This is a genomic window from Streptomyces montanus (assembly GCF_005786655.1).
Lineage (GTDB): Bacteria > Actinomycetota > Actinomycetes > Streptomycetales > Streptomycetaceae > Streptomyces > Streptomyces sporangiiformans.
Window position 1 is genome coordinate 1 of record NZ_VBZC01000074.1, and the last position, 23,105, is coordinate 23,105.

Genomic DNA, 23,105 nt, shown 5'->3' on the forward strand with positions numbered 1-23,105 from the left:
CCTGGCGCTCGCGCCCGAGCCGCCCGGCCCGGGCGAGGTGCGGGGCGCCGCGGGCCGCTGGCTCGCCGGGCGCTCCGTCGGCGGCGTCCTGTCCGACCCGGTCCTGCTGCGGCATCTCCTCTGGATCGCCGTCGCCTCGGGCCGGCCGCTCCAACTGCACGCGGGGCTCGGCGAATCCGGTCTGCGCATCGACCGCACTGACCCCGTCCTGCTCACGGACTTCGCCCGCGCCACGGCCGGCCTCGGTACCGACCTCGTGCTGCTGCACGGCTACCCGTACCACCGGCACGCCGCACACCTCGCCGGGGTCTTCCCGCATGTGTACGCCGATCTGGGCGCCGCCCTCGTCCGTACGGGCGCCCGCGCGTCCGCCGTACTCGCCGAGATCCTCGAACTCGCCCCCTTCGGCAAGCTCCTCTTCTCCTCCGGTGCCCACGGCCTGCCCGAACTGCATGTGGTCGGGGCCCGCCTCTTCCGTGAGTCGCTGACGCGGGTCCTCGGCACCTGGGTGGCCGAAGGGGCATGGTCACCGGCGGACGCGCAGCGGGTGGCGGAACTGATCGCGGCGGGAAACGCGCGGCGGGTGTACGGGCTGGACTGAGCTGTCCAGACTGTGCGCATGACCCGCAGTGACGCGACCGACCGGCTCCTCGACCGCTTCCTCACCGAACTGCGCGACCTTGCCCCGGTCGCCGTGTGGGCCCACGGCTCACTCGGCGGCGGCGACTATCAGGAGGGCCGCAGCGACCTGGACCTGATCGCGGTGCTGAACGGCCCGATCACGGCAAGGACGGTCTGGCGGGTGGCGCGGCTGCACGCCCGTCTGCGTGCCGAGCCGCTCGTCGACAAGCTGCACTGCAGCTATCTGACACCCGGCACGGCGGGCGGCGCCGAGCGGCGGCACCTCACCTGGGCGCACGAGCGGCTGTTCAAGCGGCCGGTCACCCCGGTGACCCGGCGTGAGCTGCACACCTTCGGGCTGGTCCTGCACGGCGAGCCGCCCACGAGCCTGCTGCCGCCGGTGCCGGACCGCGAACTCGCCGGGTTCGTCGTGCGCGACCAGCGGGACTTCTGGCGGCGCCAGGTCGACCGGGCCGCCAACTGGACGCAGGACGTCTGGGTGGACCTGGGGCTCGTCACGTATGCCCGTGCCGCGGTCACCCTGAAGGAGGGGCGGCTGATCACCAAACGGGAGGCACTGGATCTGCTGCCCGGACTCGGCGCGCCCGGCGAGGTGGTCGAGGACATCCGACGGCGACGGTACGGAGACCCTGGGGCGCCGAGCGGGGAGTGGACCGCCCGCCGCGGTGAGCTGACCAGGGACTATCTCGGCCCGGCGATCGACGCCCTCGTACAGGAACACGCGTGACTCAAGCCCGCGTGGCGACTCTCACGCGCGCGTGGCCACCGGCTCCGTCGACGGACCCGGCACTTCCACCATGTCCTCCGGCCGCTCCCGGAGCGACAGCAGGACGTGCAGCGTCGCGATCCACACTGCGCAGGAGCCGAACATATGGAGGCCGACCAGGATCTCGGGGAGGTCGGTGAAGTACTGGACGTAGCCGATGACGCCCTGGGCGAGGAGGACGAGGAAGAGAACGCGGGTGCGGCCGAGGGGGCCCTTGGGGGCGTCCACCGCCTTCAGCACGAACCACAGGGCGAAGGTCAGCGTCACCACGATCCAGGCCAGGACGGCATGCAGCTTGCTGACGTCCTCCCAGCTCACGGGCATGCGCTCGACGTCCCTCGAGTCACCGGCGTGCGGGCCCGCACCGGTGACGACCGTGCCGACCGCGATCAGCAGGACGGTGGCGGCGACCAGGAACCACACGAGCTGCCGCACCGACGTGCCGACCAGCGGGCGCGACGCGCCGTCGCCCTCACGGGTGCGCTGCCACATCACCGTGGCGACGGCGATCAGCGCACTGGAGAGAAGGAAGTGAGCCGCGACCGTGTACGGGTTGAGGCCCACCAGGACGACGATGCCGCCGAGTACCGCGTTGCCCATGACGACCCAGAACTGCGTCCAGCCCAGCCGCGTGAGGCTGCGCCGGTACGGCTTCTCGGAGCGTGCGGCGATGATCGCCCAGCCGACCGCGGCGCACAGGACGTACGTCAGCATGCGGTTGCCGAACTCGATGTAGCCGTGGATGCCCATCGCGCTCGTGTTGGTGAGCGAGTCGGCGGTGCACTTGGGCCAGGTCGGGCAGCCCAGCCCCGAGCCGGTCAGCCGCACGGCACCGCCGGTGACCACGATGACCACCGCCATGACCAGCGCGGCGAGGGCCGCGCGCTGAACCGTCCGGGGGCCGGGAGTCCAGCGTGCGGCGATGAAGGCGAGGGGGTTGCGTACGGCCTCGGTGGCCTCCGCGCGGGTCAGATTTGGCACGCGCACCATCGTAGGGGGCCGCTTGTGCACGCCTTCACGAGGGGGAGGTCTCTACTCCCACCGGAAGAAACGGGCGGCGGCCGCGAGGCCGACGACTCCCCACACGGCCAGGATCCCGAGGTTCCCCCACGGCATCCCGGCACCGTGCTGGAGCACGTCCCGGAGCCCGTCCGACAGGGCCGAGATCGGCAGCAGGCCGAGCACGTCCTGCGCGGCGTCCGGGAACTTGTCCAGGGGGACGACGACTCCGCCGCCCACGAGCAGCAGCAGAAAGACCAGGTTCGCGGCGGCCAGCGTGGCCTCGGCCTTCAGCGTGCCCGCCATCAGCAGGCCCAGGCCCGAGAAGGCGGCCGTGCCGAGAAGAAGCAGGAGCAGGACGGCGAGGGGGTTGCCGCCCGGGGACCAGCCGAGGGCGAACGCGATCACGGTCAGCAGGACCACCTGGAGGATCTCCGTGACCAGCACGGAGAGCGTCTTCGCCGCCATCAGCCCCCAGCGCGGCAGAGGCGAGGTCGCGAGCCGCTTCAGGACCCCGTACCGCCGCTCGAAGCCCGTGGCGATGGCCTGGCCCGTGAAGGCCGTCGACATCACCGCGAGCGCGAGGATGCCGGGGGCCAGGAAGTCGACGGCCTCGCCCTCGCCCGTGTCGACGACGTCGACCGAGCTGAACAGCACGAGCAGCAGGGTCGGGATGACGACGGTGAGCAGCAACTGCTCGCCGTTGCGCAGCAGCATCTTCGTCTCGAGCACCGCCTGCGCCGCGATCATGCGGGACAGCGGGGCCGCCCCGGGCTTCGGGGTGTACGTACCGGCGGTGGTCACGAACGCAGCTCCTTGCCGGTCAGTTCCAGGAAGACGTCTTCCAGCGTGTGCCGCTCCACCGAGATCTTCTCCGGCATCACGCCGTGCTGGGCGCACCAGGACGTGACGGTCGCGAGGAGCTGGGGGTTCACCTTGCCGCCCACCCGGTACGCGCCCGGTGTCAGCTCGGCCGCGGTGCAGTCCGGTGGGAGGGCCTTGAGGAGGGAACCTATGTCGAGGGCGGGACGCCCGCTGAAGCGGAGGGTGTTCTCGGCGCCGCCCCGGCACAGTTCCTCGGGGGAACCCTGGGCGATCACCCGGCCCGCGTCGATGATGGCCACGTCGTCGGCGAGCTGCTCGGCCTCGTCCATGTGGTGCGTGGTCAGGATGGCCGAGACGCCGTCCGTACGGAGATCGCGTACGAGGTCCCAGGTCGCCCGGCGCGCCTGCGGGTCGAGACCCGCGGTCGGCTCGTCGAGGAAGACCAGTTCGGGCCGGCCGACCACGGCCATCGCGAGCGCGAGCCGCTGCTGCTGGCCGCCGGACAGGCGCCGGTATGTCGTGCGGCCGCAGCTGCCGAGGCCGAGGCGCTCGATCAGGGCGTCCACGTCGAGCGGGTGCGCGTGCAGCTGGGCCACATGGCGGAGCATTTCGTCGGCGCGGGCGCCCGAGTAGACGCCGCCGGACTGGAGCATCACGCCGATGCGGGGGCGCAGGGCGGCGGCCTCACGTATCGGGTCGAGACCGAGCACGCGTACGGTTCCGGAGTCCGGCTTCCGGTAGCCCTCGCAGGTCTCGACCGCGGTCGTCTTGCCCGCTCCGTTGGGACCGAGTACGGCGGTGATGCCTGGCCCGGCCGCCAGATCGAGGCCGTTCACCGCGGTCTTCGTGCCGTACCGCTTCACCAGGGCCCGGACCTGGACGACGGGGTCGCTTCGCATGGGGGCCAAGTCTAGGGAACGGCTGCGGGGGCCCTGCCGGGCGGGGCGGTCCGGGGCTGCTGAACCCTTCGCCAGGCGCCGTACCCTGCGGTTTTCGCCCCCGCCGCCCCTACCCGTCCCGTCCCTGGGGGCTGCGCCCCCAGACCCCCGATCGGCCCTACGGCCTCGTCCTCGAACGCCGGACGGGCTGGGCGGGAGCGGGTGGGAGGGGCTCCGCCCCCGGAGGCGGGCGCCCCCTTGGGGAACTGATCGATCAAAGATCATTTCCGCAGGTCAGCTTAGGTAGACCTAAGTGATACAGCGCACCATCGGTCGGCAGGGGCGCGGCTTGTCACTCTCTGAGGAATTACGCAACAATGGTGTTGTGAAAAACGTCGGCGAGGCTCCGCAGGAGGAACTCGCGACCGGGGAGCGCTCCACGCGCAACCGGGTCGCGCGATCCATCCTGGACCACGGCCCCTCGACCGTGGCCGACTTGGCCGGCCGTCTCGGCCTGACCCAGGCCGCCGTCCGGCGGCATCTCGACGCACTGGTCGCGGACGACGTGGTGGAGGCTCGCGAGAAGCGCGTCTACGGAGCGCGTACGCGCGGCCGGCCCGCCAAGGTCTTCGCCCTGACGGACTGCGGCCGGGACGCCTTCTACCAGTCGTACGACAAACTCGCCGCCGACGCACTGCGCTGGATCGCGGAGCGCGAGGGCGGGGACGAGGCCGTCGCGGCCTTCGCCCGCGCCCGGCTCGCCGCCCAGGCCGGGGCGTACCGCAAGGCCGTCGAGGCTGCGACGCCCGAGAAGCGCACCGAAGCGCTCGCCAAGGCCCTGAGTGTGGACGGGTACGCTGCTACGGCGCGTAGCGCGCCCCTTCCGCAGAGGGGCGAGCAGCTCTGCCAGCACCACTGCCCGGTCGCCCATGTCGCCGAGAAGTTCCCGCAGCTGTGCGAGGCGGAGACCGAAATCTTCTCCCAGTTGCTCGGCACGCATGTCCAGCGGCTGGCCACCATCGCCCACGGCGACGGCGTCTGCACGACGTTCATCCCCAAGGCGAGCCATCAGACCACCGACAACGCATCCGCAAGCACGGCCGGGAGGAACCCCGCATGACTCTCCCCACGGAGACTGCCCACCCCGAGCTCGAGGGCCTGGGCAAGTACGAATACGGCTGGGCCGACTCCGACACGGCCGGCGCCTCTGCCAAGCGCGGCATCAACGAGGACGTCGTCCGCGACATCTCCGCGAAGAAGAACGAGCCGGAGTGGATGACCAAGCTCCGTCTCAAGGGCCTGCGCCTGTTCGAGAAGAAGCCCATGCCGAACTGGGGCTCGGACCTCTCGGGCATCGACTTCGACAACATCAAGTACTTCGTACGCTCCACGGAGAAGCAGGCGGAGTCCTGGGAGGACCTGCCCGAGGACATCAAGAACACGTACGACAAGCTCGGCATCCCGGAGGCGGAGAAGCAGCGCCTCGTCGCCGGTGTCGCGGCCCAGTACGAGTCGGAGGTCGTCTACCACCAGATCCGCGAGGACCTGGAGGAGCAGGGCGTCATCTTCCAGGACACCGACACGGCCCTGAGGGAGCACCCGGAGCTCTTCAAGGAGTACTTCGGGACCGTCATCCCGGTCGGTGACAACAAGTTCGCCTCGCTGAACTCCGCCGTGTGGTCCGGCGGCTCCTTCATCTACGTGCCGAAGGGCGTGCACGTCGAGATCCCGCTCCAGGCCTACTTCCGGATCAACACGGAGAACATGGGCCAGTTCGAGCGGACGCTGATCATCGTCGACGAGGGCGCCTACGTGCACTACGTCGAGGGTTGTACGGCCCCGATCTACAAGAGCGACTCGCTGCACAGCGCGGTCGTCGAGATCATCGTCAAGAAGAACGCCCGCTGCCGCTACACGACCATCCAGAACTGGTCGAACAACGTCTACAACCTGGTCACCAAGCGCGCCGTGGCGTACGAGGGCGCGACCATGGAGTGGATCGACGGCAACATCGGCTCCAAGGTGACGATGAAGTACCCGGCCGTCTACCTGATGGGCGAGCACGCCAAGGGCGAGACCCTGTCCATCGCCTTCGCGGGCGAGGGGCAGCACCAGGACGCCGGCTCCAAGATGGTCCACATGGCGCCGAACACCTCCTCCAACATCGTGTCGAAGTCCGTCGCTCGCGGTGGCGGCCGCACGTCGTACCGCGGCCTGGTCGAGATCGGTGAGGGCGCCGCGGGCTCGAAGTCCAACGTGCTCTGCGACGCGCTGCTGGTCGACACGATCTCGCGGTCCGACACGTACCCGTACGTGGACGTCCGTGAGGACGACGTGTCCATGGGCCACGAGGCGACCGTCTCCAAGGTCTCCGAGGACCAGCTCTTCTACCTGATGAGCCGTGGTCTCTCCGAGTTCGAGGCGATGGCGATGATCGTGCGCGGCTTCGTCGAGCCGATCGCCAAGGAGCTCCCCATGGAGTACGCCCTGGAGCTCAACCGGCTGATCGAGCTGCAGATGGAAGGCGCGGTCGGCTAACCCCGCCTGATCGGTCAGCACACGTCTTACTCAGAGAGAGAGCACTACGACAGCCATGGCTGAGGCCCAGAACATCCCGGTGGGCTCCACCACCGCCGGCCAGATCGCGGTGGCCGCGGAGTCGACCGTCGCCACGCGCATGAGCGCGCCCCCGTCCTTCGACGTCGCGGACTTCCCGGTCCCGCACGGCCGCGAGGAGGAGTGGCGGTTCACGCCGCTGGAGCGGCTGCGCGGGCTGCACGACGGCTCCGCGGTCGCGACCGGCGACGGCCTGAAGGTCGACATCGACGCCCCCGAGGGAGTCGTCGTCGAGACCGTGGGCCGTGACGATGCCCGGATCGGCAAGGCGGGCACTCCGGTGGACCGCGTCGCCGCCCAGGCGTACTCCGCCTTCGAGAAGGCCTCGGTCGTGTCCGTCCCCAAGGAGACGGTGCTGAGCGAGCCGATCCGTATCGCCGTGCACGGCGAGGGCGGGATCGCCTACGGCCACCAGGTCATCGAACTGGGAGCCTTCGCCGAGGCCGTCGTCGTCATCGACCACACCGGTGACGCCGTGCTCGCGGCCAACGTCGACTACATCCTGGGCGACGGCGCCAAGCTGACCGTCGTCTCCGTCCAGGACTGGGACGACAAGGCCGTGCACGTCGGCCAGCACAACGCGCTGATCGGCCGCGACGCCACCTTCAAGTCGTTCGTCGTCACCTTCGGCGGCGACGTCGTACGCCTTCACCCGCGCGTCTCCTACGCCGGCACCGGCGGCGAGGCCGAGCTCTTCGGCCTGTACTTCACGGACGCCGGCCAGCATCAGGAGCACCGCCTCCTGGTCGACCACAACACCCCGCACTGCAAGTCGAACGTCGCCTACAAGGGCGCGCTCCAGGGCGACGACGCGCACGCCGTGTGGATCGGCGACGTCCTCATCGAGGCCAAGGCCGAGGGCACGGACACATACGAGATGAACCGCAACCTCGTCCTGACGGACGGCGCGCGGGTCGACTCGGTGCCGAACCTGGAGATCGAGACCGGCGAGATCGTCGGAGCCGGTCACGCGAGCGCCACCGGCCGCTTCGACGACGAGCAGCTCTTCTACCTGATGGCCCGCGGCATCCCCGCAGGCGAGGCCCGCCGACTCGTCGTGCGCGGCTTCTTCGCCGAGCTGGTCCAGCAGATCGGCGTCGACGACATCGAGGAGCGCCTGCTTGCCAAGATCGACGAGGAGCTGGAGGCGTCGGTCTGATGACTGCCCCTTCGACGTTCCTGCGCGCCTGTGGGCTGAGCGAGCTGGAGGAGGGCACCCCGAAGAGGGTGGAACTCGACGGCACGCCGGTCTCGGTCGTGCAGACCGAGGGTGAGGTGTTCGCGATCTACGACATCTGCTCGCACGCGAACGTCTCGCTCTCCGAGGGCGAGGTGGAGGACTGCCAGATCGAGTGCTGGCTGCACGGCTCCAGCTTCGACCTCCGTACCGGCAAACCGTCCGGCCTTCCCGCGACGCGCCCCGTCCCCGTATACCCCGTAAAGATCGAAGGGGACGACGTGCTCGTCTCCCTCACCCAGGAGTCCTGAGGCACCCATGGCAACGCTTGAAATCCGAGACCTGCACGTCACCGTCGAGGTCGAGAACGGCACGAAGGAAATCCTCAAGGGTGTCGACCTCACCGTGAAGCAGGGCGAGACGCACGCCATCATGGGCCCGAACGGCTCCGGCAAGTCGACTCTCGCCTACTCGCTCGCGGGTCACCCCAAGTACACGATCACCGAGGGCACCGTGCTGCTCGACGGCGAGGACGTCCTCGAGATGTCCGTCGACGAGCGCGCCCGCGCCGGCCTGTTCCTGGCCATGCAGTACCCGGTCGAGGTCCCCGGCGTCTCGGTCTCCAACTTCCTCCGCACCTCCGCCACCGCCATCCGCGGCGAGGCGCCGAAGCTGCGCACATGGGTGAAGGAGGTCAAGGAGGCCATGCAGCACCTCAACATGGACCCCGCCTTCGCCGAGCGCAATGTGAACGAGGGCTTCTCCGGCGGTGAGAAGAAGCGCCACGAGATCCTTCAGCTGGAGCTGCTCAAGCCGAAGATCGCGATTCTCGACGAGACCGACTCCGGCCTGGACGTCGACGCGCTCCGGGTCGTCTCCGAGGGCGTCAACCGCGTCCGCGAGACCGGCGAGGTGGGCACGCTGCTCATCACGCACTACACGCGCATCCTGCGCTACATCAAGCCCGACCACGTCCACGTCTTCGCCGACGGGCGGATCGCCGAGTCCGGCGGTCCCGAGCTCGCCGACAAGCTCGAGGCCGAGGGGTACGAGGCGTACACGAAGGGTGGCGTATCCGCGTGACACAGCTGCCGGGCCTCCTCGACACCGAGGCGATCCGCAAGGACTTCCCCGTCCTGGACCGTCTGGTCCACGACGACAAGAAGCTTGTGTATCTGGACAACGCGGCGACTTCGCAGAAGCCGCGCCAGGTACTGGACGCCCTGAGTGAGTACTACGAGCGCTACAACGCCAACGTCCATCGCGGTGTGCATGTGCTCGCCGAGGAGGCCACGGCGCTGTACGAGGGCGCGCGCGACAAGGTCGCGACGTTCATCAACGCGCCCAGCCGCGACGAGGTGATCTTCACCAAGAACGCCTCGGAGTCGCTGAACCTCGTGGCCAACATGCTCGGCTGGGCCGACGAGCCCTACCGCGTGGACCACGAGACCGAGATCGTCATCACGGAGATGGAGCACCACTCCAACATCGTTCCCTGGCAGCTGCTCGCGCAGCGCACGGGCGCGAAGCTGAAGTGGTTCGGCCTGACCGACGACGGACGTCTCGACCTCTCGAACATCAACGAGGTCATCAACGAGAAGACGAAGATCGTCTCCTTCGTGCTGGTCTCCAACATCCTGGGCACCTTCAACCCGGTCGAGGCGATCGTGCGCCGCGCCCAGGAGGTCGGCGCCCTGGTTCTGATCGACGCCTCGCAGGCGGCACCCCATATGCCGCTGGACGTCCAGGCCCTCCAGGCCGACTTCGTGGCCTTCACCGGCCACAAGATGTGCGGTCCCACGGGCATCGGTGTCCTGTGGGGACGCCAGGAGCTGCTGGAGGACCTGCCTCCGTTCCTCGGCGGCGGCGAGATGATCGAGACGGTGTCGATGCACTCGTCGACGTACGCGCCGGCGCCGCACAAGTTCGAGGCCGGTACGCCGCCGATCGCGCAGGCGGTCGGTCTGGGCGCGGCGATCGACTACCTGAGCGCCATCGGCATGGAGAAGATCGCGGCCCATGAGCACGCGCTGACCGAGTACGCGGTCAAGCGCCTGCAGGAGGTCCCCGACCTGAGGATCATCGGCCCGACCACGGCCGAGGACCGCGGCGCCGCGATCTCCTTCACGCTCGGTGACATCCACCCCCACGACGTGGGCCAGGTCCTCGACGAGCAGGGCATCGCGGTCCGGGTCGGCCACCACTGCGCCAGGCCGGTCTGCCTCCGGTACGGAATTCCAGCGACCACGCGAGCGTCGTTCTATCTGTACTCCACGCCGGGTGAGATCGACGCACTCGTGGAAGGCCTGGAGCACGTACGGAACTTCTTCGGCTGATGGGACGAGCGTTCGCATGAAGCTGGATTCGATGTACCAGGAAGTCATCCTGGACCACTACAAGCACCCGCACGGGCGTGGTCTGCGGGATGGCGACGCCGAGGTGCACCACGTCAACCCGACGTGCGGTGACGAGATCACGCTGCGCGTGAAGTACGAGGGCTCGCAGATCACGGACGTGAGCTACGAGGGCCAGGGCTGCTCGATCAGCCAGGCCTCGGCCTCCGTACTGAACGAGTTGCTCGTCGGCAAGCAGCTCGCCGAGGCGCAGAAGATCCAGGAGACCTTCCTGGAGCTGATGCAGTCCAAGGGCCGCATCGAGCCGGACGACGCGATGGAGGAGATTCTGGAGGACGCGGTCGCGTTCGCCGGAGTCTCCAAGTACCCGGCACGGGTGAAGTGCGCGCTGCTGAGCTGGATGGCGTGGAAGGATGCGACGGCCCAGGCTCTGGGCGAGGCCGACGCCGAAAGGAAGACGGCATGAGCGAGACCATTGAGATGAAGCCGGCCTCCGAGGAAGAGGTCCGCGAGGCGCTGTACGACGTCGTCGACCCCGAGCTGGGGATCGACGTCGTCAACCTCGGCCTGATCTACGGCATCCATATCGACGACGCGAACATCGCGACGATCGACATGACCCTGACGTCCGCGGCCTGTCCGCTCACCGACGTCATCGAGGACCAGGCCAAGTCCGCCACGGACGGCCTCGTCAACGAGCTGCGGATCAACTGGGTGTGGATGCCGCCGTGGGGCCCCGACAAGATCACGGACGATGGCCGTGAGCAGCTCCGGGCGCTCGGCTTCAACGTCTGAGCCTTGCTGGTGCTCTGAGTGTGGTGTGGACCTGACGGTCCGCTTTTGTGTGGCCCTCGGCATGCCGCCGGGGGCCACAGGTGTTGCCACGGCCGATCCGGCGCTCAGCCCAGACCCTTGACCAGACGGAACGCGGAGTCGGCCTGGTAGAGGCCGCTGTACTCGTACGGGTCCAGGCGGAGCTGGAAGTCCCGGTGGCGCAGGAAGCGGCCGGGATAGTTGACCGACTCCAGCATGACGGCGCCGGAGTACGACGCCTGGCGCGGACAGAACGTGGCGTCCTTCTCGAAGAGCTCCGAGCCGTCGTCGCTGTCGGCACGGAGGCGGAAGCTCTCGTGACGGAGATAGCCGCCCTCGCCGATGGAGAACGAATAGCAGTCGGAGTCCGCGAGGCCCGGGACGAGCTGGAAGGTGGCATCCTCCCTGGTCCCGGCGGAACTGCTCGAACTGATCGGGTCGAGACGGACCCCGCTGCCGCTCACGTGCCAATAGCGGTCGGGATAGTTGACCGCCTGGACGGACTTCCGCGGGGCGGACGGCTCCTTGGCCGGAGGCTTGCCGGAGGTGGTGGGCTTCGACGGCTCGGGGACGGGCTCGGAGCCGCGCTGCTGGGCCTCGGGGGAGCGGGAACTGTCCGAGGGGGCCTTGTCGCCGGGCTGCGGAGAGGAGAAGCCGCTCTTTCCGCTGGGTTCTGTGGCGGAGGCCTCGACGGAGAAGTCCGGCACGACCGGATCGTCGGCGGAGGTCGTCTGCCCCGTGCCTGCTTGGGACGTCTCGTCTCTGCTGCTGTCTAACAGGGAGATCGCGGTCACGGCGGCGGCGACCACCGCGACGAAGAGCGTGCCGGCCAGATAGAGGCGGCGCGTTCCGGGTATGCGGGATTCGTCCAGGTGCCCGGTTTCCCATACCTTCGGGGTCTGCTCAGGAGCAGGTTCGGGCTTTCTTTCGAGCATGCGCGGTTCCCTCGGCGTCGCTTGGGGCGGACGCGTATTGGTCATGTGTCCTCCGCATGAGAGGAACACGAGAGGAAGCAGAGGACGCAGGCACCCGGAACGAACGGCTGTGGCCGGACACCGGGTGCGCGCCGGTGAAACAGTAGTGGACCCAGTGGCTTCCGAGCAGTGGTTTCGGGGGGCGGCTTCAGAATTCTGAGAGCGGTTTCAGAGCCGGTGGCGCGAGTGTGCGTCCGCGCCACCGGCAGCCTGGTTCATATGCCTCGTACTGCCCACGGACGAGGGCCGGTTGGGCTCAAATCCTCAGGGCCGGCGGGCGAACGCCGACAGGCCCGTGGCGATCTGTTCGCGCTTTCCGTCGTTCTGGACCGGGGCCGCCGTGATGACGTCCAGGTGCTGGTAGCCGGGCAGGACGACGGGGTTCTTGTCCTCGGGGATGTGGTCGGCCAGGATGCCGTCGCCCGCGACGAAGGTGACGGAGGGATTGGCCTTCAGGCCCTCGGCGTGGGGCATATGGCCGGCGATCTGTGGTTCGTCGACCAGGTAGAGATCGGTGACGAGCTTCGTCGGGAAGTAGTCCTCGGTGAAGTCCAGCGGCTGTTCGGAGAGGCTGCGGGACAACTCCCCGATGTCCGTTACCTCCTTGGCGGCCGTCGTGAACGGCGTGCCGTCGGCCGAGCGGTGCACCGGGTCGTCCGCCGCGCCCACCCGGTCGTAGTTCCGCCAGGTGTAGAGGGGGCCGTCCGGCTCGTCCGGGATCGCCTTCAGCTCCGTACCGAACAGGGCGGGCGAGCCCTGCACGTCGTTCGAGAGCGGGAAGTTCTTGTCCACGATCCTGCGGCCGTCGAAGAGGCCCACACTGGACTGGATGAAGGACAGCGGCGCCGAGTTGTCGTCCATGAAGGTGCCCAGGACGGCCGCGTTGGTGAGCCGGAAGTCGCGGATGGAGGGCTTGCCGGTCAGGAACGTGGCCGCGTCCTTGGAGAACATGGTGCGGGACGTGGTCTCGATGTTGACGTTCGACGGGACGGTGCCGAGCAGCTCGGACTCGGCGTTGGGGGCGACCCGCGCGGCGAGGCCGCCGATCGCCAGCAGGTTCATCGTCTCGGGGTTGAGCACCACGGGCAGGGCCAGGAAGCGGGGCAGGATGCCGCTGCGGAGGCCTGCCTGTACGGCGGTGAAGCCGAGGCCCGTGTCGGGGACGGTGCCCTTCGGCAGGACGGTGCCGTTGAGGGTGCCCGAACTGCCGTTGAGGTCATCCAGGTTGGTGGCGATCGTCGTGTCCAGGGCGAAGTACCCCGCGCACTGGTTGAAGCCGGCGTCCGCCTTCGTCGCGTTGTTCCCGTCGAAGTCCCAGGTGGCGAAGACACCGGTGAGGACGCCGCCGAGCGAATGCCCGCCGCACATCACCTTTTCCTTGCGCAGCTTCTGGTCGGGCAGTTCGGCGGTGAGCAGGTCGTACTGGTCACGGACGGTCCGCTCCAGGCCGACCTCGGCGAGCCATCCCACCTGATCGCTCTTCAGGAAGCCGTCGAATTCACGCCCGTCCACCTGCTTGCCGCGGTAGTAGTAGTCAACGGCCTTGGTGGCGTCGCCCGTCGCGATCCCCGTGTTGTCCTCGAGGCAGTTGGAGCGGCGGTCCAGCGCCCAGAACTCGATGTGCTGACCCTTCTCGGCCGCCGCCTTCACCGTGCTGCGGGCCACGCTGTCGAAGGCACCCGCGCCCTCCAGGATGCCGGGCTGGGCGACCAGGATCCTGTCCGCCTCGGCGGACTTCGACGGGCCGTCCGAGGAGCGGTAGCGCAGATAGGACAGCCAGTCGCACTGCGCCGGGCGGCTGCCGACCGCGGCGGGCAGCGGGATCTGTACGGAGACCTTGGTCTCGGCGACTCCGGTGACCGGGGAGGTGGAGGCCACCGGGGACTCGGTGCGGGCCGGGGCCCCGGTACGGGCCGACGCTCCGTCGGCCGAAGGAGCCGCGGTCAGCACGGCCGCGCCGAGGGCTCCGGCGGCGAGTGCGCGCGACCACCGCCCGTGACGGCGGGGGACTGCTGTGCTCATGTTCTCTCCCAGGGGACGACGGCGTTCCGGCGAGGCACCGTAACCGTCGGTAACTTCCGTACGCCATAAGGAAAGTGCGCAATCGCGGACGGCTTGTGCGCACATCCGCACAGGTGGTGCGACCCCCTCGACTGAGCGTGCCGGTCCTTCCCGCCTTCCCTTTGTGTACGGGCGTACGCATCGATGTGTACACTCGTACGCATGGGATACGCACTGCTCACCGGAGCCATCGCGGCCGAGGTGGCCGCCACGACGGCGATGAAGTACACCGACGGCTTCAGTAGGCTGTGGCCCTCGCTGCTGACCGTGCTCGGATACACGATCGCCTTCGTGCTGCTCGCCCAGACGCTGAAGACCGTCTCGGTCGGCACGGCGTACGCGATCTGGGCCGGAGTCGGCACGGCTGCCATCGCCGCGATCGGCATGATGTTCCTGGGAGAGGGACTGAGCGCCGCGAAGCTGACCGGGATCGCGCTGATCATCGGCGGCGTCGTGGTGCTGAACCTGGGCGGGGCGCACTGATGCGTCGCCGTGCCGTACGAGGAGGCGACTGATGGCCAGGCGCTACGACCCCGAGCGGCGCCAGCGGATCATCGACGCGGCCATCCGGGTCGTGGGCGCCAAGGGCATCGGCGGGCTGAGCCACCGCTCCGTCGCGGCCGAGGCCGATGTGCCGCTGGGCTCCACCACGTACCACTTCAAGACCCTCGACGAGCTGATGGTCGCCGCGCTGCGGCAGGCGAACGAGGGCTTCGCCAAGGTGGTCGCCGCACGTGACGCGCTGGAGGACACCGGGACCGATCTGGCCGGTGAACTCGCCGGCCTGGTGGGCGAATGGCTCGCGGGCGACCGTACGGGCGTGGAACTCGAGTACGAGCTCTACCTCGCCGCCCTCCGCCGCCCCGCCCTGCGGTCCGTCGCCGCCGAGTGGTGCCAGGAACTGGCCGAACGCATCGGCCGCCGCACGGACCCGGTCACCGCGCGGGCGCTGGTCGCGCTGCTGGACGGGATCTGTCTGCAGGTGCTGCTGACGGGGACGGTGTACGACGAGGAGTACGCCCGGGAGGTGCTGGCCCGGGTCATCCCCTGAGCCCTTGCCGTGCGGTGCCCAGGAGCCGTGAACCTTCTGCCGCCCATCGGGGAACGGCGGGTGACAAGCTCGGCACGACGAAGCAGGGGGAGGCCTTGTGACGGGACCACCGCAACCGGAGGCGCGGACGCCGGACGGGCGGGACGGGCAGGACCGGCGGGACCGACAGCCCGGGGACGACGCGGAGATCGTCGCCCAGTCGCTGGAACAACCGGAGCTCTTCGCCCGGCTCTACGACCGGTACGCGCCGGACATCCACCGTTACGTGACCCGTCGCCTCGGGGACGGCATGGCCGACGACATCACCGCGGACACCTTCCTCACGGCGTTCCGGATCCGCGGCCGCTACGACCTGACACGCACCAACGCGCGCCCGTGGCTCTACGGCATCGCGGGCAACCTCATCGGCAAGCAGCGCCGCGCCGAGGTCCGGGCGCTCAAGGCGCTGGCGCGGACCGGGTGCGACCCCGTCGCGGCCTCCTGGGTCGAGGAGACGGAGAGCAGGGTCGCGGCGCAGGGACCGCTCGCCGGCGCTCTGGCGGCACTTCCGGCGGGGGACCGGCATGTGCTGCTGCTCGTCGCCTGGGCGGACCTGACGTATGTGGAGGTCGCCGAGGCGCTCGACATCCCTGTCGGCACCGTCCGGTCCCGGCTCAACCGCGCCCGCCGCAAGGTGCGTTCGGCCCTCGGCGCCGACCCCGCATTCACGATCGACGCCACGGAGGTGGTCTAGCCATGGACGAGATGACGGCGGTTCGTGAACTGCGGGCCGAAGCCCCCGTACCCCAGCGCGGGAGGCTCGCCCACGGGCGTGAGCTGCTGCTGCGGGAGGCGGCGCGCGGCCGTCGGAGCCGGAGACTGCGCGCCGACTGGCGGCTCGCCGCGGTGGGGGCCGCCGCCGCGATCACCGTGGCGGCGGTGCTCGGCACCCAGGTGGTGGGCGACGACCGGCGTGATGCGCAGCCCGGTGCCCAGCCGACGTACTTCCTGGAGCTGGGCAGCGCCAAGGACCTGCTGAACGAGGCCGCGGACGTGATCGCGGCCGGCCCCTCGGTCACCGCGCGCGACGGCCAGTGGATCTACGTCAAGTCCGTCGAAGTGAACGTCACCGACGACGAGCAGCCGGGGCCGCAGACGAGCGAAGACTGGATGAAGTACGCCAACCCGTCCATGGAGGGCGGGCGGGCCGGTGACGACCACTCGCCCAGGGAGGAGTACGAGTTCCTCAAGAGCCTGCCCGACGACCCGGAGAAGATCCGGGAGAAGGCGCGCAAGTTCTTCTACGCCACCGACGAGTCCGAGACCCGTACCGAACACGAGTACCGCGCCCTCACCGCGGTCGTCAGCCGGGCGTACGCGTACGACGCCGAGGATCTCGCCAAGGTCTACCGGGCCATGGCCACGATTCCCGGCCTGCGGGCCGCACAGGTCCAGGACGCGGCGGGGCGCGATGCCATCGCGCTGTACCTGCCGGACAAGAACCGGGTGATGGACCGGGAGGAAATCCTCCTGGACCCCGGCACCTACCTCTACAGAGGTCATCGGCTGGTGGCCCGGAGCGACGGCGACGAGTGGAAGAAGGGGGACGTCGTCATCAGCGGTGCCCGACTGGCCATGGCGGTGGTCGGCGAAAAGGGCGAGCGCCCCTGACGCCGACCGCGGTGCGCCCGGCACGTGAGATGCCGGGCGCACCGGTTAGCCCCTGGCGGCCCCGGCCGGTTAGGTTTCACCCATGACCGACACGACTGCTTCTCGCACCACCGGCGCCGTCGCCGCCGGCCTCGCCACGGTCGCCGCCGACGGCACCGTTCTCGACACCTGGTTCCCCGCCCCCGAGCTCGTCGCCGAGCCCGGCCCGGCCGGCACGGAGCGGCTGTCCGCCGAGCGGGCCGCGGAGCTGCTCGGCGGAGGCGCGACGGCGGCGGTCGGGCCGGACGCCCGCCGTGGCGTCGAGGTGGTCGCGGTCCGCACGGTCATCGCCTCGCTCGACGAGAAGCCGCTCGACGCGCACGACACGTACCTGCGGCTGCACCTGCTCTCGCACCGTCTGGTGAAGCCGCACGGCCAGAGCCTGGACGGCATCTTCGCCCACCTCGCCAACGTGGCCTGGACCTCGCTCGGCCCGGTCCCCGTCGACGACCTCGAGAAGGTCCGGCTGAACGCCCGCGCCGAGGGGCTGCACCTCCAGGTGACGTCCGTCGACAAGTTCCCGCGCATGACCGACTACGTGGCCCCCAAGGGCGTACGCATCGCCGACGCCGACCGGGTCCGGCTCGGCGCGCACCTCGCCGAGGGCACCACGGTCATGCACGAGGGCTTTGTGAACTTCAACGCCGGCACGCTCGGCACATCGATGATCGAGGGCCGCGTCTCGGCCGGCGTCGTGATCGGCGACGGTTCGGACATCGGCGGCGGCGCCTCCACCATGGGCACCCTCTCCGGTGGCGGCAACGTCCGCATCACCATCGGCGAGCGCTGCCTCATCGGTGCCGAGGCGGGCGTCGGGATCGCGCTCGGCGACGAGTGCGTGGTCGAGGCGGGCCTGTACGTCACCGCCGGCACCCGGGTCACGATGCCCGACGGCCAGATCGTCAAGGCCCGCGAGCTGTCCGGCGCCTCGAACATCCTCTTCCGCCGCAACTCGGTCACCGGCACGGTCGAGGCCCGACCGAACAACGCGGTCTGGGGCGGCCTGAACGACGTCCTCCACAGCCACAACTGACGCTCCGCGCCGCCGCACCGCTCAGCGCCACACCGAGCGCCCTCCCACGGACACCGTGGGAGGGCGCTCGCCTGTGCTCCTGTGCTCCTGTGCGGCGGTGCGCGGTGTGGCTGTGCGGCGCGGTGCGGAATCTGGGAAATTTCTCGGCGGCGAAGGCATAGCGGGAGCGGGCCGGGCGCGTCACAAGGGGTGGAAAGCGGGGGGAGAACCCGCCGGGGAAGAGAAGGTGACGATGGATGCCCAAGGGCAGGAGCGCTTCCGGGAGTTCGTGGAGAACCGGTCGTCGGCGTTGCTGAAGACCGCTGTCCTGCTCAGCGGCGGGGACCGGCACGCCGCCGAGGACCTGCTGCAGAACGCGCTGATCAAGGCCGCGGGGCGGTGGCAGCGGATCGACGACCCGGAAGCGTACGTACGGCAGATTCTGTATCGCCAGCAGGTGAGCCGCTGGCGGCTGAAGTGGCGCAGACGGGAGCTGAGTGTCGCCGAGCCGCCCGAGGGGACGGGCGGAGGGGACGCCGCCTCCGCCGCCGACCTGCGGATCGTCATGCGCGGGGCGCTGGCGCGGCTCACCGCGCGGCAGCGCACCGTGCTCGTGCTGCGCTACTTCGAGGACCTGCCGGAGGCCGACGTGGCCCGGATCCTCGGCTGCTCGGTCGGGACCGTGCGCTCCACCACCCACCGTTCGCTCGCCCGGCTGCGTGCCCTCGCGCCCGAACTGGCCCTGCTCGGCCTCGCGGACGTCGAAGAGGCGGCGTCCCGTGACTTCTCGCCCGTGGAGGTACGCCCGTGAACGTCGACGAACTGGTCCGTGACTCCCTGCGGGAGCAGGCCGCCGAACCACTGTCCGTCGGTCCGGGGTTCGCCGACCGGGTGCTGACGGTCCGGCGGCGCCGGCGCACCCGTAGGCTCGCGGCCCTCGCCGCGGCCACCACCGCCGTGGTCGCCATCGCGGTGGCGGTACCGATGCTGGACTCCGGCAAGGACGACGTGCGGCTCGCGAGCGAGATGAACCAGAGCGACATCATCGCCCACCCCGACCAGTCGCCGCCCCGCGACCTGATCGCGGCCGGTGACACCGCGCTGGCCGCGTACTACACGTGGAGCATCGACAAGCAGACGAAGGACCGCGCCGTCCACGTCCGCGACTACTGGCTCCTGAACCAGAAGACGGGCACGTACGACAAGACCACCAAGTGGTCCTTCATCGACGTCGCCCCCGGCATGCGCACCGCCGCCGTCCTGGAGAAGGACCTCCCGGCCAAGCGGATCGGCCTGCTCGACCTGCTCACCGGCAAGGTCGAGCGCTGGATCCCGGTCGACCGGGGGGTCGCGGGTGCCGAGTTCTCGCCCGACGGCAGCAAGCTCGTCGCGACGACCTACGGCAAGAACCCGGACCTGCTGTACAAGGCGGACTACGACAGCGACGGCGATGGCAAGAACAACGACTGGGAGCCGCAGTGGGGTGAGTCGAGCCGGACCGGCTTCTACGTCATCGACGTGGACTCCGGCGAAAGCTCCTGGAGCCGTGTCTCGTACGACGCCCAGGACCTCAACGTCCGCCAGGACTTCGGCTTCAGCCACGACGGCAAGCTGGTCTACTCCGGGCTCACCACCGATCCCACCATGCAGTACTACGACTTCAAGGGCAACGAGGTCGCCAAGCCCGCGAACGAGAAGTACACGCAGTGGTTCAGCGACGGGGGAGTGTCCCCGAACGGCAAGCTCGTCGCGGCGGACGGTGGTGCGGTCCTCGACGCCTACACCGGCAAGGTGGTCACCAAGGTGGCCGGAGGACAGACGCCGCTCGCCTGGGCCGACGACAAGCGGCTCGTCATCTGGGGATGCGATCCCAAGAAGTGCGACGGCAAGAACGAATTCCGCAACCAGCTCCTGCTGGTCACCATCGGCAGCGACAAGGTCGTCCCGCTCAGCGACTTCCGCAAGGCCTCGGCCGTGGCCCCGGGCCGCTGGACGCCGATGTTCAGCGAGCGTCGCTGACCAGATCCTCGTACGCCGCCAGCAGCCCGTCGACCGCCTCGCGGCCGGCGGGCCGCAGCGGTGCGCGCACCGGACCGGCAGGCAGAGAGAGGCTGTTGAGGATCGCCTTCGCTGTCACGGTGCCGGGCAGACCGGAGCCCATCATCAACTCCGTGAGCGGAATGGTGAGTCGCTGAAGCCGGGCTGCCTCGTCCGTCTCTCCCGCGTCGAACGCGTCGATGATCACCCGGAAGTGACGTGGCGTCACATTGGACACCGTACTGATATAGCCGGAACCACCGATCGCGTACAGCGCGAGCACGTACTCGTCGCAGCCCGTGTAGTACGCCAACTCCGTCTCCACCAGTACCTTCTGGGTGCCCAGCAGGTCGTACGCGCAGTCCTTCACTGCCGTGATCCTCGGGTGCTCCGCGAGGCGGACCATGGTCTCCGGCTCGATGCGGGTGCCGGTACGGCCGGGGATGTCGTACAGGACGAGCGGCAGGCCGCAGGCGTCGGCAAGCTCGCGGAAGTGGGCCTCGACGGCGTCCTGTGGGGGCCTGCTGTAGTACGGCGTGACCGCCAACAGGCCGTCCGCGCCCGCCTTTTCGGCCGCCAGGGCGAGCTCCACGGTGTGCCGCGTGTCGGCTGTGCCGACGCCCGCGACGATGTGCACCCGGTCGCCGACCGCCTCACGGACCGCGCGCACGAGCTCGGCCTTCTCCGCGTCCGAGGTGGTGGGCGACTCACCCGTCGTACCGGACAGGACCAGGCCGTCGCAGCCTCCGGCCACCAGCCGGTCGGCGAGCCGTTGCGCACCGTCGAGGTCCAGCGCCCCGGAGGCGGTGAACGGCGTGATCATCGCGCAGAGGGCGCGGCCGAAGGGAGCGGGGCGGGGAGTCGTCATGGGGGTAGTGTCGACAGCATCACCGTGAAGCTCCACTTAATTCTTCTACGAAGTACTGCTCAGACTTGCTACGTCGTGCTGCGTGCCCGAGCAGCATGGCGCCGAGGCCCTGGTGCCAAGCCGCCCCTGATGCGTCACCATGGCGAGGACGGTAGTTGGCTGTCGGTCACGGGAGGCGTTATGAGGCTGGGTAAGGCGCTCGCCACCGGAGTCGCGGAAGAGCAGCCGCGCGTGGAGGACGAGAAGCTGCCACTCGTCGAGGAGGCCGGGGAGACCGGGGAGACCCGGGAGACCGGGCAGTCGGAGCCCGCCGCCGAAGAGGTTCCGGTCGCGCGATGAGGGTGCGGCTCCCCGAGGAACGTCCGGCGGAGCCGCCCACCGGATTCAAGGTCGCCCACCCGATGCTGTCGCAGGACGGCAGCCGGGCCGGGTTCACCGGTGTGTCGCTGGGCTCCGCGCTGCCGTACGGGGTGCTCGACGAGGCGGGATGCGTGTACGGGCGACGGCACCGGGCGCCGCATCGCCGCTGCGACTGCGGCTTCCACTGCGTGCACGACCGCACGGCGGCGGAGGCGATGCTCTGCACCGCCGAGCACCGGAACGCCGTACTCCTGGAAGTGACGGTCCTCGGTGCGTACATCCGCTTCGAGCGCGGGTTCCGGTACGCGCGCCAGCGGGTCCGTACCGCCACGGTCGGCCCCTGCGGCTGCGGTGCCGCGGCCGTGGCGCTGGCCGACGCGGGGTGGGGGAAGCCCGGCTGGCGGGGCCTGGCGGCGGCCTGCGCCGGATGCGTACGCGGGCGTCCGTCCCTGTCCCTGGCGACCTTCGCACGGCTGGGCGGAGAAGGGCTGCGGGTACGGGCCGGCCACGGTGACGGACCGGCCGGTGCCGATCTGGCGGCGGCCGATCTGCCCCAGGGGCTCGGCGTGTCCGAGCTGGTCGCCGAGGCCGCGCTGCTCCAGGCCCGGCTCGACTGGTTCCAGAGCCAGCTGGCGCGGCTGGACGGCCGCGAAGCCGGACAGGGGTAGCGGCGGCTCGGTGGGGTACTCGGACGTCCCGAGACGAGAGGAGGTGGGACGCCGTGACCGGGACCATCCACCGGCTGCCGGAGGAACACCACTCGGTTGGCGAACTCGTCGGACAGGCCACCGAACAGCTCTCCGAGCTGGTACGGCAGGAAGTTCGGCTCGCGAAGGAGGAGCTGGCGCAGAAGGGCCGGCGCGCGGGACGCGGGGGCGGGCTGCTCGGCGCGGCCGGAGCCGTCGCGTATGTGGGCCTGATGGCCCTGGCCGGCGCCGGTGTCGCCGCGCTCTCCCTGGAGCTGTCGGTGTGGGCGTCTGCGCTCATTGTCGCGGGCGTGCTCTTCGCGCTCGCCGGCGTACTGGGCTTGACCGGCCGGGCCCAGCTGAGCCGCGCCGCACCGCCCCTCCCCGAGGAGACCCTCAACAGCGTCCGGGCCGATGTCGACGAGATCAAGGAAAGGGCGCATCGATGAAGGAGAGGAAGGACAAGAAGGGCATGGAGGCCGCTGAGCCGGCCGAGGCCACTGGTGCGGGCGCCGCTGGTGCGCCGGAGACCTCGGAGACCTCGGAGAGCCCGCAGACCGCCGGCGCCGAGGAGGGCGCCCGGACGGCGGGTCGTGGAGCCAAGGGCCCGGACGAGCTGCGGCAGCAGATCGCGGAGACCCGGCAGCACCTGGGCGACACCGTGGAGGAGCTGGCCGCCAAGGCGGATGTGCGGGGTCGCGCGCGAGCGCGGGGCGCCGAACTCAAGGGCAAGGCTTCCGGAGCCGGGCATGCCGTGCAGGACAAGGCTGCGCGAGCCGGGCATGCAGTGCAGGAAGTGCCGCGGCCCGTGCGTACCACCGCGACAGCCGCTCTGGTCGCCGGAGCCGGAGCTGTGGTCGCGGCAGGGGTGCTGCGCCGCCGGCCCCACGGCCATCGCTACCTCACCGGCCACCGCCATCTCACCGGGCGCCACGCCCTCATGGGGCGCCGTCAGTCCGGCGGCCTCAAGCGCGCCATCCTCGGCGGCACCAAGGGCCTGGACCTGGGGCGTATGGGACGGCGCCGTACGCATGGCCTCCGTGCCATGCGGCTCGGCGGCACCAAGGGCCTGGGCAGGATCGTCCCCCGTCGCTCCGGTGGCCTCGCCGACGCGCTCGGCATGCGCCGCACGAGTGGCCTCCGCGGCGTGGTCGGCCGGCACTGACACCGAGCCACCCCAAGGCCACTGACACTCGCAGCCCTCTGACCTCGACCCGAAGTTTGGCTGAGGTCGGAGGGCTGCTCGGCTCTTCGTACGCACTCGGCTGCGTCTCCTCGTTCCCGAGTGACTCCTCGC

The 23,105-nt window shown here is 70.0% G+C and carries 27 protein-coding genes; 21 read left to right on the forward strand and 6 right to left on the reverse strand.

Annotation, left to right across the window (positions count from 1 at the left end):
• Both FE633_RS40665 and FE633_RS40670 read left to right on the forward strand, forming a co-directional pair.
• On the forward strand, positions 1-601 hold a 601-nt coding region (locus FE633_RS40665; protein ID WP_171060323.1), incomplete at its 5' end, for an amidohydrolase family protein.
• 18 nt (positions 602-619) lie between these two features.
• Complete coding sequence (locus tag FE633_RS40670; protein WP_138050196.1) at positions 620-1,369, forward strand: nucleotidyltransferase domain-containing protein; 750 nt, start codon at positions 620-622, stop codon at positions 1,367-1,369.
• Positions 1,370-1,390: 21 nt separating this feature from the next.
• Here the strand turns inward: FE633_RS40670 and FE633_RS40675 are convergent, their stop codons facing one another.
• The 3 genes from FE633_RS40675 to FE633_RS40685 are packed head-to-tail and all read right to left on the reverse strand — an operon-like array spanning position 1,391 to position 4,131.
• A complete protein-coding gene (locus FE633_RS40675) occupies positions 1,391-2,398 on the reverse strand; it encodes a COX15/CtaA family protein (protein ID WP_138050197.1) in 1,008 nt (335 codons plus the stop codon).
• Between the two features lie 42 nt (positions 2,399-2,440).
• A complete protein-coding gene (locus tag FE633_RS40680; RefSeq protein WP_246114054.1) occupies positions 2,441-3,157 on the reverse strand; it encodes an ABC transporter permease in 717 nt (238 codons plus the stop codon).
• Between the two features lie 50 nt (positions 3,158-3,207).
• A complete protein-coding gene (locus FE633_RS40685) occupies positions 3,208-4,131 on the reverse strand; it encodes an ABC transporter ATP-binding protein (RefSeq protein ID WP_138050199.1) in 924 nt (307 codons plus the stop codon).
• Positions 4,132-4,495: 364 nt separating this feature from the next.
• On the opposite strand from FE633_RS40685, the gene FE633_RS40695 reads away from it, so the two are divergent.
• The 8 genes from FE633_RS40695 to FE633_RS40730 are packed head-to-tail and all read left to right on the forward strand — an operon-like array spanning position 4,496 to position 11,052.
• A complete protein-coding gene (locus tag FE633_RS40695; RefSeq protein ID WP_138050201.1) occupies positions 4,496-5,230 on the forward strand; it encodes a helix-turn-helix transcriptional regulator in 735 nt (244 codons plus the stop codon).
• Positions 5,227-6,648 carry a Fe-S cluster assembly protein SufB gene (gene sufB / locus FE633_RS40700; protein WP_138050202.1) on the forward strand — a complete coding sequence of 474 codons (1,422 nt, stop codon included), beginning with the start codon at positions 5,227-5,229 and terminating at the stop codon, positions 6,646-6,648. Before FE633_RS40695 ends, sufB begins: the two co-directional genes overlap by 4 nt.
• Before the next feature lie 55 nt (positions 6,649-6,703).
• Complete coding sequence (gene sufD / locus FE633_RS40705) at positions 6,704-7,885, forward strand: Fe-S cluster assembly protein SufD (protein ID WP_138050203.1); 1,182 nt, start codon at positions 6,704-6,706, stop codon at positions 7,883-7,885.
• Positions 7,885-8,214: a bifunctional 3-phenylpropionate/cinnamic acid dioxygenase ferredoxin subunit gene (locus FE633_RS40710; RefSeq protein WP_138050204.1), complete on the forward strand. Its 330-nt coding sequence runs from the start codon at positions 7,885-7,887 to the stop codon at positions 8,212-8,214. The genes sufD and FE633_RS40710 overlap by 1 nt, the downstream gene beginning before the upstream one ends.
• 7 nt (positions 8,215-8,221) lie before the next feature.
• A complete protein-coding gene (gene sufC / locus FE633_RS40715; RefSeq protein WP_138050205.1) occupies positions 8,222-8,986 on the forward strand; it encodes a Fe-S cluster assembly ATPase SufC in 765 nt (254 codons plus the stop codon).
• On the forward strand, positions 8,983-10,239 hold the full coding sequence (locus FE633_RS40720) for a cysteine desulfurase (RefSeq protein WP_138050206.1): 1,257 nt from the start codon (positions 8,983-8,985) through the stop codon (positions 10,237-10,239). Before sufC ends, FE633_RS40720 begins: the two co-directional genes overlap by 4 nt.
• Positions 10,240-10,255: 16 nt before the next feature.
• Entirely contained in the window at positions 10,256-10,723 is a 468-nt protein-coding gene (gene sufU, locus FE633_RS40725) for a Fe-S cluster assembly sulfur transfer protein SufU (protein ID WP_119106048.1), read from the forward strand.
• Positions 10,720-11,052, forward strand: a complete 333-nt coding sequence (locus FE633_RS40730) for a metal-sulfur cluster assembly factor (protein ID WP_030612912.1) — start codon at positions 10,720-10,722, stop codon at positions 11,050-11,052. Before sufU ends, FE633_RS40730 begins: the two co-directional genes overlap by 4 nt.
• Before the next feature lie 104 nt (positions 11,053-11,156).
• On the opposite strand, the gene FE633_RS40735 is transcribed toward FE633_RS40730, so the two are convergent.
• Complete coding sequence (locus tag FE633_RS40735; RefSeq protein WP_138050207.1) at positions 11,157-12,005, reverse strand: AbfB domain-containing protein; 849 nt, start codon at positions 12,003-12,005, stop codon at positions 11,157-11,159.
• Between the two features lie 303 nt (positions 12,006-12,308).
• Positions 12,309-14,066, reverse strand: a complete 1,758-nt coding sequence (locus FE633_RS40740; protein WP_138050208.1) for a hypothetical protein — start codon at positions 14,064-14,066, stop codon at positions 12,309-12,311.
• A 201-nt stretch (positions 14,067-14,267) separates the two neighbouring features.
• Here FE633_RS40740 and FE633_RS40745 point away from each other — a divergent pair, with 201 nt between their 5' ends.
• The 7 genes from FE633_RS40745 (at position 14,268) to FE633_RS40775 (ending at position 19,876) form a co-directional block, all read left to right on the forward strand.
• Positions 14,268-14,588 carry a DMT family transporter gene (locus tag FE633_RS40745; protein WP_138050209.1) on the forward strand — a complete coding sequence of 107 codons (321 nt, stop codon included), beginning with the start codon at positions 14,268-14,270 and terminating at the stop codon, positions 14,586-14,588.
• Positions 14,589-14,619: 31 nt separating this feature from the next.
• On the forward strand, positions 14,620-15,156 hold the full coding sequence (locus FE633_RS40750) for a TetR/AcrR family transcriptional regulator (protein WP_138050210.1): 537 nt from the start codon (positions 14,620-14,622) through the stop codon (positions 15,154-15,156).
• Positions 15,157-15,253: 97 nt separating this feature from the next.
• On the forward strand, positions 15,254-15,889 hold the full coding sequence (locus tag FE633_RS40755) for an RNA polymerase sigma factor (protein WP_425473297.1): 636 nt from the start codon (positions 15,254-15,256) through the stop codon (positions 15,887-15,889).
• 2 nt (positions 15,890-15,891) lie between these two features.
• The gene (locus FE633_RS40760; protein ID WP_138050211.1) at positions 15,892-16,806 is read left to right on the forward strand and encodes a CU044_5270 family protein; all 915 of its coding nucleotides are present in this window, start codon (positions 15,892-15,894) and stop codon (positions 16,804-16,806) included.
• A gap of 82 nt (positions 16,807-16,888) precedes the next feature.
• Positions 16,889-17,878, forward strand: a complete 990-nt coding sequence (gene dapD, locus FE633_RS40765) for a 2,3,4,5-tetrahydropyridine-2,6-dicarboxylate N-succinyltransferase (RefSeq protein WP_138050212.1) — start codon at positions 16,889-16,891, stop codon at positions 17,876-17,878.
• A 232-nt stretch (positions 17,879-18,110) separates the two neighbouring features.
• Positions 18,111-18,668, forward strand: a complete 558-nt coding sequence (locus FE633_RS40770) for a SigE family RNA polymerase sigma factor (RefSeq protein ID WP_138050213.1) — start codon at positions 18,111-18,113, stop codon at positions 18,666-18,668.
• On the forward strand, positions 18,665-19,876 hold the full coding sequence (locus FE633_RS40775; RefSeq protein WP_138050214.1) for a WD40 repeat domain-containing protein: 1,212 nt from the start codon (positions 18,665-18,667) through the stop codon (positions 19,874-19,876). The genes FE633_RS40770 and FE633_RS40775 overlap by 4 nt, the downstream gene beginning before the upstream one ends.
• Here FE633_RS40775 and dapA read toward each other — a convergent pair.
• Entirely contained in the window at positions 19,860-20,762 is a 903-nt protein-coding gene (dapA, locus tag FE633_RS40780; protein ID WP_171060324.1) for a 4-hydroxy-tetrahydrodipicolinate synthase, read from the reverse strand. The two genes, FE633_RS40775 and dapA, sit on opposite strands and share 17 nt — an antisense overlap.
• Before the next feature lie 180 nt (positions 20,763-20,942).
• On the opposite strand from dapA, the gene FE633_RS47560 reads away from it, so the two are divergent.
• Genes FE633_RS47560 through FE633_RS49630 form a run of 4 tightly spaced genes read left to right on the forward strand, consistent with a single transcriptional unit; the run spans position 20,943 to position 22,973 of the window.
• The gene (locus tag FE633_RS47560) at positions 20,943-21,101 is read left to right on the forward strand and encodes a hypothetical protein (RefSeq protein ID WP_171060325.1); all 159 of its coding nucleotides are present in this window, start codon (positions 20,943-20,945) and stop codon (positions 21,099-21,101) included.
• Complete coding sequence (locus FE633_RS40785; RefSeq protein ID WP_138050216.1) at positions 21,098-21,790, forward strand: hypothetical protein; 693 nt, start codon at positions 21,098-21,100, stop codon at positions 21,788-21,790. The genes FE633_RS47560 and FE633_RS40785 overlap by 4 nt, the downstream gene beginning before the upstream one ends.
• A gap of 53 nt (positions 21,791-21,843) precedes the next feature.
• Positions 21,844-22,257 carry a phage holin family protein gene (locus FE633_RS40790; RefSeq protein ID WP_138050217.1) on the forward strand — a complete coding sequence of 138 codons (414 nt, stop codon included), beginning with the start codon at positions 21,844-21,846 and terminating at the stop codon, positions 22,255-22,257.
• A complete protein-coding gene (locus tag FE633_RS49630; RefSeq protein WP_342791261.1) occupies positions 22,254-22,973 on the forward strand; it encodes a DUF3618 domain-containing protein in 720 nt (239 codons plus the stop codon). Before FE633_RS40790 ends, FE633_RS49630 begins: the two co-directional genes overlap by 4 nt.
• The last annotated feature ends 132 nt before the right edge of the window (positions 22,974-23,105 follow it).